We start from the raw sequence: 10,866 nt of genomic DNA on the forward strand, positions 1-10,866 counted from the left end.
TGCCTCACCTCATGTGGAGGGCGTGCTGAAGCGGGGTGAGCCGCTCCTCGCGTACGGAGAAGTCGAGCGCGTCCAGGTCCAGCGACGCCACCCGTACCTCGATGTTGAGCTTCAGCTCGAACCGGTGCCGCTTGCGGGCGAAGAAGAGGCCGAGGAACCGTTCGGTCCAGCGGTGCTCGACGGCTTCGGCCACCTCCAGGCCGACAGGCTCGACGCGGAAGCACACGCCCGTCGTCTTCTTCCCCGCGGCCTGCTGGACCTGCGCCATCGCGTCGGCGAACGCCTTGTACCGCGTGGGTCCTGAGCCGGTCAGCCGCAGCACGTGTCGCGTGTGCTTCACTCCGCCCGCGCCTCCCCCGGCTCTGCGGCGGCCAGCTTCTTCAGCAGTGCCTCCGCGACGGCGAACCCGAGTTCCTCGCTGTCGAGGAAGCCGAAGCCCAGGACCGTACGGCCTTGTTCCACGGCCGTCACACCCGCGCGGGGCGAGCGCATGCCGAACTCGATGTCGTGCCCGTACTTCGCCTTTGCCGTCACCGCGCCCGCTCCGCCGCTGCCGCAGAAGGAGATGCCGAGCGCGGCGTCCTCGGCGGCCATCACATCGCCGACCTTCATGTCGGCGCCGGGGCCGGGTATCAGCACGGGCTCGGCGCCCGCGGCGCGTACGCCGTCGGCCACGGCCTGGCCCTTGCCCAGCCGGTGCCCGATCACGATCTTCACTGCCATGGTGTCGCTCCCTTGTCGTCTCTCATGCCGTGCTGCTCTCGGCCTGCCGTGCCACCTCGAAGTGCAGCGCGAGCAGCAGGACTTCGCTGTCGGGCGCGCGGTAGCCGCGCGGTGTGCAGTAGGTGTCGATCAGTGCCCGCGTCGCGGCCAGGCGGTCGGCCGGGACCTCGGTGTAGAGCGCGTCGGCGAGCGGGTCCAGGTACTCGTCGTCGCGTACGCGCCGCAGGAAGGCCAGCGCGTGCACGGCGACGGCCAACTGCCGTTCGTCGTCGAGGGTGAGGCCCTGCTGCGCTGCGTGCCGCTGGATGAGCGGCAGCAGTTCCCCGAGGTCGGCGCGGTCCGCTTCGGCCACGGGTGCGGAGCTGTCCGCGACGGCTTCCGCGAGCCGGTCGGTGAGCCGGTCGGTCTGCGGCTCGGTCAGGGGGTCGGTCATGCGGCGGCTTCTTCCGGGGGTGTCGTCGGCCGTACGGGGTGGAAACGCCCCGCCCTCAGCACGCCGTGTGCGACGAGCGACCCGCCGCCCTCGCGGTGCGCGCCCGTCGCGTCGGTGAGGTGGTGCGACGTCTGTTCCTCGCGCAGCCGCAGCAGGCTGATGTCGGCGACGGCGCCGGGGCGCAGGGTGCCCAACTCGCCTGTGAGGCCGAGCACTTCGGCGGGGCGCGAGGTGGCGCACGCGAGCACTTCGGTCAGCGGCATGCCCAGGGCGAGGAGTTTGTCGAGGGTGGCGGTGAGCGAGTGCACGGGGCCGTGGAGGTTGCGGTTGTGCAGGTCGGTGCTCGCGGTGTACGGACGGATACCGGCGGACAGTGCCCGTTCGGCCGTGGCGAAGGCGAAACTGGCGCTGCCGTGCCCGACGTCGAGGCGTACCCCGCGCTCCAGCGCGGCGCGGGCCTGCGGAAGGGGCGCGGCGGCGTACTCGCCCCCGCCCTCGGACCCGGGTTCGGGTGCGGTGCGGGCGAAGAGGCCGCCGGGCTTGCCGTGGAAGGCGTGGGTGACGACGTCGCCGGGCCCGAGCAGATCGAGGACGTCGCCCAGCGCCGGGGGTTCGTTGCCCACGTGCACCATGACGGGGACGCCGTGCGCGTCGGCGATTTCCTTGGCGGTGCGCAGCGGGGCGAGTCCGCTGTCGCCGAGCACGGACCTGCTCATCCGCACCTTGATGCCGCGGGGTGCCGGGGGCCCTTCCAGGTCCGGGGCGCTGTCGAGGAGTGCGCCCGTTGCGGCGGCGTCGATGTCGGCGGGGCCTCCCGCGAGTTCACTGTTCCCCTGTACGAGGCCGTGGCGGGAGATGTTGAGCCAGTTCAGGACGCGTGTGCGGGCGGGGGCCACGATCTGCCGGGCGAAGTGCGCCCAGTCGTCGCTGCCGCAGCTTCCCGCGTCGACCACGGTGGTGACGCCCTGGTCGACGCCGATCGTGTCGGCCTCGACCCCGAGGTAGGTGCGGCCCGCGTAGACGTGGGTGTGCAGGTCGATGAGACCCGGCGCGACCAGCAGGCCCGTCGCTTCGACGGTTTCGGCGCCCTGGAGGGTGCCCGGCGGGCCGGTGCGTGCGATACGGCCGCCGCACACGGCGAGGTCGCCGGGCTCGACCGTTCCACGCTCCGGATCGGCCAACCGGCCGCCTGTGATCACGAGTTCGTACATGTACTCCGTCCGCCTTTCGCAGGGGCGGGAGAATGGGCACGACACGTCCACGGAGACCGTCAACCGTTCCGTAGAGTAGATTGGCGTTCCGAAGGGCGGATCGATGGCAAACTAATCAGATGTCGTACGGAGGGTCAATGGATGGCGAGAAGTCGGTGAATTCGGTGGCCAAGGCGCTGCGCGTGCTGCACGCGCTCGCCCAGCCCGAACTTCCGCACCGTCTCAAGGAGATCGCGGAGTACGCGGGGGTCTCCAAGGCCAGCACCCATCGCATCCTGGCCACCCTCATCGAGGAGGGGTACGCCGTCGCCGACGGCGACGGCCGCTACGGGATGGGGGTCCAGCTACGCGCCCTGGCCGCGCGGGTCTTCTCCGACGACACGGTCGGCATCGACGCGGTGCTCCGCGCGCTCCAGCAGCGACTGGGCCAGGCCGTGCACCTCGCCGTCCTCAGCGGCGACCACGCCACCTACACGCACAAGGTGGACCCCGGACACGCCTACCGCATCGCGACCGAGGTGGGCATGCCGCTGCCGCTGCACGCGAGCGCGGCGGGCAAGGTACTGCTGGCCCACCTCCCGGAGCCCGAGGCCGAGAGCCTCCTCGACCGCACAGGGCTGCCCCCGCGCACACCCCACACCCTCACCGAACGCACCGCCCTGGCACGGGAGTTGGAGACCGTGCGCGAGAACGGCTGGGCGGCGGAGTACGAGGAGGCCGACGAGTCCGTCTGCTCCCTTGCCGCACCCGTACTCGACACCGAGGGCTACCCGATGGGCGCCGTCTCGGTCTCCTCCCTGGTCTTCCTCGTCACCCGCGAACAACTACGGGAGTTCGCGCCCGCGGTGTGCCAGGCCGCGAAGGAGGTCTCGCGACGGCTGTGACGGGTGCCTGCGGCATCCCGCACCGCTCCCCGGGCGGACACCGGCGGCATCACCCGCCGGAGACCAGCCCGGCCAGGTGGTGCAGCGAGTTCGCGAGGTGCTCGGGGCCGAACGGCGGGAACCGGAGGTACTCCCGGATGGACGGCGGTACCGCCGACCAGTCGTAGGTGAGTGTGACCTCGGTTTCGGACGGACCGAGCGGTGTGAGGTCGTAACGCCAGGACCAGCCGCCGAACTCCAGACGGCCGTCGTCCTTCTCCTGGCCTGTCAGCCAGCCGATGACGTGCGGCGCGTCGAACACCGCGACCCGGTTGGCCACCCGGTAGTCACCGTCGGGATGGTCCGCGTGGTACATGTCCATCCGGAAGACCTGCCCCGCCTCGGTCAGCGTCGCCCGGTCGGCAGGCTCCTGGACCCATCCTGTTCCGTCGATCGCCGAATGGGACACCGGGTCCGCCAGCACCGCGAACACCTTCGCGGCGGGAGCTGCGACGGTCAGGGTGGCGCTCACGTTCTCCTGGTCCACGGTGTGCACACTCCTCGTCGTGTCGTCGCGGGCCTCCCGCGGGTGCGGGAACCCCCTCCCTTGTGCAGACGACGCGAGGGAGCGGAAGTCATCGGCCGCACGAACGGAAACCCCGCGCCGGGTCAACCACCCTGAGCCGTACGCCGATTGGAAGGTTTTGCCGCTCTATCCTGCTGACATCGCGGAAAAGTCTCCATACGAAGTTCAACGATACCGTTGAAGCCATGGTTACCGACCTCAGCGCCGCCGCCCATGCCGTCGATGCCTCGCAGGTCATGAGGCTGCTTCCGGACCGCCCCCGGCTGCTCGCCCTCGGGGAGCCCACACACGGCGAGGAGGCGCTGCTCGATCTGCGCAACACGCTCTTCCGGCAGCTCGTCGAGCAGGAGGGCTACCGGACGATCGCGGTCGAGAGCGACTGTGCGAGGGGCCTGGCCGTGGACGACTACGTCGCCTCCGGCACGGGCACTCTCGACGCGGCCATGGAGAACGGGTTCAGCCATGGCTGGGGCACCTCAGCGGCCAACCGCGAGCTGGTGCGCTGGATGCGCGCCTACAACGTCCGTGCCGACGAAGAGGGCAGGCCCACGTCCGAGCGGCTCCGGTTCGCCGGTTTCGACGGCCCCTTGGAGATCACCCACGCCGAGAGCCCCCGCCACACCCTCACCGCACTCCACCGCTACCTCTCGTCCCAGGTGGACGCGGACCTGCTCCCTTGCACCGCGGACACGCTCGACCGCCTGCTCGGCCCCGACGACCGGTGGACCGAGCCCGCCGCGATGACGGACCCGGCCCGCTCGGTGGGGCAGTCGGCCGAGGCCGGACGACTGCGGCTGCTCGCCGACGACCTGGTGGCACTGCTCGACGCGCAGACACCGCACCTCATCACCGCGACCTCGCGGGACGAGTGGGACAGGGCGCGCCTGCACGGGCGCACCGCCACCAGTCTGCTCGGCTACCACCACTGGATGGCCGACACCTCCCCCGCGCGCATGGCCCGGCTGATGGGCCTGCGGGACGGGATGATGGCCCACAACCTCCTCACCCTCGCCGAGCGGGGGCCGACGCTGGTCCACGCCCACAACGGCCATCTCCAGCGGCGGAAGAGCACGGTGCGGATGGCCGGGCTGCCGCTGGAGTGGTGGAGCGCCGGCGCGATCGTCAGCGCCCACCTGGGAAAGCGGTACGCCTTCCTGGCCACGGCCCTCGGCACGCTCCGGCACCGGGGAGTGGACGTCCCGCCCCCGGACACCCTCGAAGGACTGCTGCACACACTCCCGGAGAGCCACTGCCTCCTCGACGCCGCCCGACTGGCCGACACCCTCGGCGACGCCCGGCCCGCACCCCGTGTGTCCTCCTGGTTCGGCTACGCCCCGCTCGACGCCGACCACCTGCCCGACACCGACGGCGTCGTGTTCGTCAGGGACGTCCCGCGGGGCTCGACGCAAGCGCCGTGACCTGGCGGCGACGCACGGTCGCGGCGAGCGCGCCCGCCGCTAGGGGGTGTCTGTGAGGCTTCCAGCGCCGGACGCGCGATTTCGCGCCAGCCAGGCCAAGGAAACGACATGGCCGGATGGTATGACCCATACCCAGCACCTTGGCCCGCGCAAGCAGGGACGAACTGAAGGCGATGGCTGGAGTCGGCCACCCTTCACAAACACACCAGTGCGCAACGCGTTCACGACTTCCTCGCGGGAAGGGGGTTGGCGGCATGACATTCGTGAGGCTTGATGGAGGTGGCACCTGCCGCCGGTATTCAACCGGCGCAACAAGAAGGGGCCCATATGAGCGCGAAAGGCCACCCTGGCGGAACCGATCTGGACGACGTCGTCATTCCGAGGTTCGAGTACCCCTGGTCGGCGGCTTGTCATCCCGATGCCGAGGCCATCGAAGCAGAACCGCAGCGTCGTGTTGAAATAGCACCTCGCCTGGGCTCATAGCCGGAACCAGATTTTGATCGCGGCGACGGTGCCGGTGCCGTGGAAGACGTAGGCACGTTTGTCGTATCTGGTGGCCACGGCTATGAAACTGACCCGGTTCGGGAAACGTGTCGTCGCGGCGGCCCAGAAGATCCCGGCCGAAGGGGCGCAAGGACACGAGATGATCGGGTCATGACTGAGATCGTTCTGATGTCCGACCCGAAGGTCGCAGCCATGACTGTTCAGGAGTGCGGTGAACGGCTCATGGACCTGCGACGAGATGGCCACCTGCTGGTCGACGAGCGGAAGTGGCAGGACTCGCACCGCACCAGGAGCGGCAGTCGCCCACTACGGCCCCAAGGAACTCGCCCAAAGGTATCCAGGATCTCGAAAGTGATCACCGCAGCCTCCAAGGAGGAAAGATTCGCATGACAGCAGAGGCGTCATGGCCCTCGTACCCACATGCCTCTCATGGCCTCGCGCCAAGCAGCCGTTGGCGACCCTGACAGCGCTTCTTCTCTCGCCTGGAGTCATAGAAGGAAGCCGCTGCCGTGGGCCGAGCGCGCGGCGGTCCACGGAGCCGGTCCAAAACTGTTCCGTTTGTCGTTCGGCCGACAGCGATGGTGAGACAGCACCGGGCCCGGGAGCCGTCGCCGGCCCCCGGGCCTGGTGTCACGCTGTGTGCTAGGGCGTATTTCGAAAGTGCTGGTCACAGCCATTCGTTGATGGCCGCGACCAGCACGGTCGCCTCATAGCGGACGGCGAGCTTGTCGTACCTCGTCGCCACCGCGAAGAATGGCCGCATCACGGCCTGCCGATTCCCGGAGCCTCAGCAGGCCGAGTGACCTGCGACGTAAAAGGCCAAGCTCAGGAAGAAGGGAGCTCAGACCTCGCAGTGCAGCTACCTGGAAGTCACGCAGCTGGCTCCGGGGCTACTGGTGCCGTGGGAGAGCCTGTGCCTTCTGCGCCGAAAGAGTCTTGTAGACGGTACCGGCGAGGTCGGGCAGCGTGTCCCCTTCGCCAACGGCGCTGTTGACAGCAACTGCGATGATCATGCCAGTCTTCGGGAAGTACATGTGCAGCACCCGGTTTCCATAAGTGGCCCCCTCATAGGCCCAGACCGTCCCGGCCACAGGATGGACGAACTTCACGACACCGAGCCCGAAACCGAGGGGATCGTCGGCCGTGACGCTCTTGATGGGCTTACTCGTCTTCGCCGAGACCAGGGACTCCAGCTCGCGCTGCTGCGCTGAAGGCAGCAGTCGACCGCTGTACAGCGCCCTGTCCCAAGCCGTCATGTCTCTCAGTGAACTCACCAGGCCACCCGCCCCCTGCGCCCAGGACAGGCGGAGCCGAGGAAGTGACTTGTTGAGATGCTTCGGCAGGACGGAATGGGTGGAGTACGGCGTCGGCATGCGCGAGGCCGTGTCCGGAGGGCAGTCCGGGGGGAGGCAGGTGTCGTTCATTCCGAGAGGTTCGATGATGCGCTCGGCGAGCCGCTCATGGAAAGTATCGTGCGACGCTCGTTCGACGATCATCTGCGCGAGGAGGTAGTTCGTATTCGAGTACTCGTACTTCGCGGGACCCAGTGGCAGGCCCTCCACATAGGACATCAGGCGCTCCAGCGTGAAGCGCGTGGAGGGATTGGCGTCGAAATCCTTCAGGAACGCATTCTGCTCGGTGTAGTTGGGGATGCCGCTGGTCATCGACAGCAGTTGCTTGATGGTGACATCGCGCCACGCAGGATACTGGGGAAGCCACTTTCCCAGCTTGTCCCGTATGGAAAGCTTTCCTTCGGCCTCCAGCTGAAGCAACAGCACGGACGTGAACGCCTTGGTGTTGCTGCCTATCTGCCACAGCGCCTTGCTGTTCACCGGTCGACCACCGCCGTAGCGGGACGTCCCCGCATCGACCGAGATATCAGGTCGCTGATCGGCATAGGTCACCCGAAGGGACACCGCTGAGAAATGATCCTTAGTGCCCTGAGCGTCCAGATATTTCTCGAGGTCACTTCGCAGTGACGCGGTGGTACTGCGAACGGATGGCTCCACCACTGCGTGCGCGACGGCCGGCCCACTTCCCGACACCATCATCCCCGAAACAATCGCCGCGGTGACCGTCGCCAGGGCCACGAGGCGCTTCCCTTGCTGACCGCCCCGCCGACGAATCCTGTACCTCACTGTCGCCATTCCTCCATCGAATCGAACAGAACTGGGAACGAGGATCACGCTAGGCAGTGGAGGCACGGCAGGTAATGGGGGTAACCCCCCGCTTGGTAAGGGTGCTGACCCCCTGAGTGAGGCCAAGTGCGGCTTCGAGGGCAGCCATCTGCCCGTCAGAAGAGGAGAGACCGCGACGGTCATTGACTCATCACTGAGATGCGACAACTGACTCCTCAGAAGACATAGAGCCCTTTAGCTCTGGCGGATCTCGTGTTTCAGGAACCTCCCAATGCGATTGTCAAGCCGCGGACGCGGCTGATCGTGGCTTAAGGGTTGTCCCGTAAATGATCTTGCCGTGGGATGATCTTGGCCGTGGCTGGTGTGATCACGGCGTCGGAGCCGTCCTGGATAGCCCCGTTCGCCGGACTGAGCCCGCACGCCTTCGGCAAGTTGAGGAGGCAGCTGCGCCGCGAGGGCGGCGACGCGCCGGGCCGTGGCCGGCCGTGGAAGCTCTCCCTGGAGGACCGAGTGCTACTGGTGGCCGCGTACTGGCACACCAACTTGACTCTGCGCCAACTCGCGCCGCTCTTCGGAGTGTCGAAGTCCACCGCCGATCGCGTCATCGACCACCTCGGCCCCAGGCTCGCGCTTGCCCCGCGTAGGCGATTCGCCAAGGACGCGGTGCTGATCGTGGACGGGACACTGGTACCCACCCGCGACCACCAGGTCGCCGAGCAGTCGAAGAACTATCGCTACTCGACGAACCACCAGGTGGTCATCGATGCCGACACCCACCTGGTTGTGGTGGTCGGCCGGCCTTTGCCCGGCAACCGCAACGACTGCCGGGCATGGGAGGAATCCGGGGCCAAGGCCGCCGTCGGCCGGACAACCACGATCGCCGACGGCGGCTACCCCGGAACAGGCATCGTCATCCCGCACCGCCGGCCTCGAGGCGGCGAACTGACTGCCTGGCAGGCCGAACACAACCACGACCACAAACGGGTTCGCGCCCGCGTCGAGCACGCCTTCGCCCGGATGAAGACCTGGAAGATCCTGCGCGACTGCCGCCTGAGAGGTGACGGTGTGCGCCACGCGATGCACGGCGTTGCCCGCCTACACAACCTCGCCCTCACGGGATGACTCCCGCCGCATGCCGGACCTGAGAGGTCCCCATGAGACGACTCCCCACCTCGCAGTCTCGGAGGAGAGTCAGTCGAGGCAGAACTCGTTGCCCTCGATGTCCTGCATCGTGATGCACGACTCGTTGACGCCATCGGCGCGCTGCGTCAGCACGTGCTTCGCGCCGAGCACCATCAGCCGTGCGCATTCGGCCTCGAGTGTGGCCAGGCGCTCGTCACCCACGAGCCCGGCGCCGGCCCGCACACAGAGATGCACCCGGTTCTTGACGACCTTGCCCTCGGGAACTCGCTGGAAGAGCAGGCGCGGGGCCACACCCGAGGGGTCAGTACACGCGAAGTAGATCTCGTCCTCAGGCGGCAGCGAGTGGTGGTACTCCTCCCACGTGGCAAAACCCTCCGGGACTGTCGGTACGACGTACCCCAGCACCTCGCACCAGAAGGCGGCGAGGCGCGCAGGTTCCGCGCAGTCGAAGGTCACTTGGAACTGCTTGATCGTTGACATCGGCGCACGATAACAGGGCCCCGTTCATCTCCCCGGGCGGGTGGATCCACACGTTGCCGGGACGACGGCCCCTGCTATCCGCTGCTGTGTCGTGCGGTCACAGGGGCGAACCGAGGTCAGCGCTTCCCCAAAAGGAACCTCGATCCCGGCCAGTCACTCTCGTGCTGCCAAAGATCACTTCCGGGACAACCCTTAGTACTCCAGCTGTAGATCGCGATCTTCATGCCTGCGCGCCTTGCCGCTGATAGTGGCTGGCCTGGGATCGTGCCTGGTGGCGGCGCCAATGGGGCCAGTCGAGCCGGTGGGCCGGGTCGTGGATGAGCCGGACGACGAGCGCGATGAACAGGCGCTGGATCTCGTTGCAGGACAACGGGATCAGGTCGTCCGGAGTGGGTCAGTGCGCGTGTTCGTCGGCGCGGACGGCGGTGAGGAAGGCGTGGGCGAGCATCGCGAGGGTGACCCAGCGGTGCCAGGATGCCCAGCGTCTGACCTGGTGTTCTTCCAGTCCGGCCAGGCCCTTGCCGGACTGGAAGGTCTCCTCCACCGTCCACCTGCGCCCGGCGACCCGCACCAGGCGGGACAGAGGCACCCGAGTGGCGGAGTAGCAGCGGTAGAAGGCGAGTTCGCCGGTGCGCCGGTTGCGGCGGACGAGCAGCTGGTGGTGGCCCGGCCGGTCGTCGGCGAGGGCGGCCAGGGCCCTGTCGTAGAAGCGGTACCCCTTGAATCCGGCCCCGGTGGAGAGTTTCTGCCACCTCCGCTTCGGCAGCTTCTTGACCAGGGCATCGGCGCGGAACTTGCCCGCGCGAGTGGTGACCTGGTGGTCACGGGCGACGGCGAGCACGTAGCCGACCTGCCGTTTCTCCAGCTCGGTTCGCAGGCGCGGATTGGCTTCGCCGGCCTGCGGCCCCGAGTGCAGGGAGCGGGTTGCACACCGTGCAGCCCTCTGTGCCGAGGACTTCGTCGGTCAACGCAATGATCACTTCGTCCCTGACGATGTAGCCCGCCCGGTTCTTCCAGAGCGCGCAGTCGCCCCGGTGCAGCATCGGGTGGCCGTTCTCGACGCGGGCGAGCTGGATCTTGAACCGCTACGCGGTGTAGACGCGCTCCCGGCGCTTCTGGCCGGCCTCGATCTGCGCTTCAAGAGTGCGACGGGCCGCTCGGACGAGGTTGAGCTGGCAGTCCAGCCATGTCTCGACAGGGCGCAGGTGAGCCAGCCGTTCCTCCAGAGATGTTTCGGACGCACGCTCGATCGGGTGTGCGTGGGGGCGGGGGTTGGGGGGGGCCCCGCACACCCCCCCACGCCCCCCCCCCCCCTACAAAAAAAGGCACAAAAAGAAAAGGGAGGTGTCGGATAAAAAAAAAAAAAC

The 10,866-nt window shown here is 68.0% G+C and carries 10 protein-coding genes and 4 pseudogenes; 4 read left to right on the top strand and 10 right to left on the bottom strand.

All coding sequences use genetic code 11. The features are described 5' to 3' along the window. Positions 1-4: 4 nt before the first annotated feature. Genes ACWGJ2_RS36865 through ACWGJ2_RS36880 form a run of 4 tightly spaced genes read right to left on the bottom strand, consistent with a single transcriptional unit; the run spans position 5 to position 2,367 of the window. Positions 5-340 carry a DUF4312 family protein gene (locus tag ACWGJ2_RS36865; protein WP_453350744.1) on the bottom strand — a complete coding sequence of 112 codons (336 nt, stop codon included), beginning with the start codon at positions 338-340 and terminating at the stop codon, positions 5-7. Beyond that, positions 337-723: an SFCGS family glycine-rich protein gene (locus ACWGJ2_RS36870; RefSeq protein WP_453350745.1), complete on the bottom strand. Its 387-nt coding sequence runs from the start codon at positions 721-723 to the stop codon at positions 337-339. The genes ACWGJ2_RS36865 and ACWGJ2_RS36870 overlap by 4 nt, the downstream gene beginning before the upstream one ends. A 22-nt stretch (positions 724-745) precedes the next feature. After that, on the bottom strand, positions 746-1,156 hold the full coding sequence (locus ACWGJ2_RS36875; protein WP_453350746.1) for a hypothetical protein: 411 nt from the start codon (positions 1,154-1,156) through the stop codon (positions 746-748). After that, positions 1,153-2,367 carry an amidohydrolase/deacetylase family metallohydrolase gene (locus ACWGJ2_RS36880; RefSeq protein WP_453350747.1) on the bottom strand — a complete coding sequence of 405 codons (1,215 nt, stop codon included), beginning with the start codon at positions 2,365-2,367 and terminating at the stop codon, positions 1,153-1,155. The genes ACWGJ2_RS36875 and ACWGJ2_RS36880 overlap by 4 nt, the downstream gene beginning before the upstream one ends. A gap of 137 nt (positions 2,368-2,504) precedes the next feature. Here ACWGJ2_RS36880 and ACWGJ2_RS36885 point away from each other — a divergent pair, with 137 nt between their 5' ends. Continuing rightward, positions 2,505-3,251 (top strand): IclR family transcriptional regulator, encoded by a 747-nt coding sequence (locus ACWGJ2_RS36885; RefSeq protein WP_453350748.1) that lies wholly within the window; start codon positions 2,505-2,507, stop codon positions 3,249-3,251. A 49-nt stretch (positions 3,252-3,300) separates the two neighbouring features. Here ACWGJ2_RS36885 and ACWGJ2_RS36890 read toward each other — a convergent pair whose 3' ends face one another. Beyond that, positions 3,301-3,777, bottom strand: coding sequence for a polyketide cyclase (locus ACWGJ2_RS36890; protein WP_453350749.1), 477 nt, complete (start codon positions 3,775-3,777; stop codon positions 3,301-3,303). Positions 3,778-4,001: 224 nt separating this feature from the next. On the opposite strand from ACWGJ2_RS36890, the gene ACWGJ2_RS36895 reads away from it, so the two are divergent. Beyond that, a complete protein-coding gene (locus tag ACWGJ2_RS36895) occupies positions 4,002-5,234 on the top strand; it encodes an erythromycin esterase family protein (RefSeq protein ID WP_453350750.1) in 1,233 nt (410 codons plus the stop codon). Positions 5,235-5,711: 477 nt separating this feature from the next. Here the strand turns inward: ACWGJ2_RS36895 and ACWGJ2_RS36900 are convergent. Beyond that, positions 5,712-5,807 (bottom strand): annotated as a pseudogene (locus tag ACWGJ2_RS36900) (IS5/IS1182 family transposase); the annotation flags it as partial. 81 nt (positions 5,808-5,888) lie between these two features. Between ACWGJ2_RS36900 and ACWGJ2_RS36905 the strand changes: the two are divergent. Beyond that, positions 5,889-6,017, top strand: a pseudogene (locus tag ACWGJ2_RS36905) (M15 family metallopeptidase); the annotation flags it as partial. A gap of 611 nt (positions 6,018-6,628) precedes the next feature. Here the strand turns inward: ACWGJ2_RS36905 and ACWGJ2_RS36910 are convergent. After that, the gene (locus ACWGJ2_RS36910) at positions 6,629-7,828 is read right to left on the bottom strand and encodes a serine hydrolase domain-containing protein (RefSeq protein WP_453350751.1); all 1,200 of its coding nucleotides are present in this window, start codon (positions 7,826-7,828) and stop codon (positions 6,629-6,631) included. Between the two features lie 402 nt (positions 7,829-8,230). Here ACWGJ2_RS36910 and ACWGJ2_RS36915 point away from each other — a divergent pair, with 402 nt between their 5' ends. Next, positions 8,231-8,998, top strand: a complete 768-nt coding sequence (locus tag ACWGJ2_RS36915; RefSeq protein WP_453350752.1) for a transposase — start codon at positions 8,231-8,233, stop codon at positions 8,996-8,998. Between the two features lie 69 nt (positions 8,999-9,067). Here ACWGJ2_RS36915 and ACWGJ2_RS36920 read toward each other — a convergent pair whose 3' ends face one another. The 3 genes and pseudogenes from ACWGJ2_RS36920 to ACWGJ2_RS36930 all read right to left on the bottom strand — a co-directional run. Next, complete coding sequence (locus tag ACWGJ2_RS36920; RefSeq protein WP_453350753.1) at positions 9,068-9,499, bottom strand: VOC family protein; 432 nt, start codon at positions 9,497-9,499, stop codon at positions 9,068-9,070. Positions 9,500-9,719: 220 nt separating this feature from the next. Further along, positions 9,720-10,439: pseudogene (locus ACWGJ2_RS36925) on the bottom strand (transposase); the annotation flags it as partial. A gap of 25 nt (positions 10,440-10,464) precedes the next feature. After that, positions 10,465-10,542: pseudogene (locus ACWGJ2_RS36930) on the bottom strand (DUF6233 domain-containing protein); the annotation flags it as partial. Positions 10,543-10,866: the final 324 nt, after the last annotated feature.

It is taken from the genome of Streptomyces sp. NPDC054796, assembly GCF_053611545.1.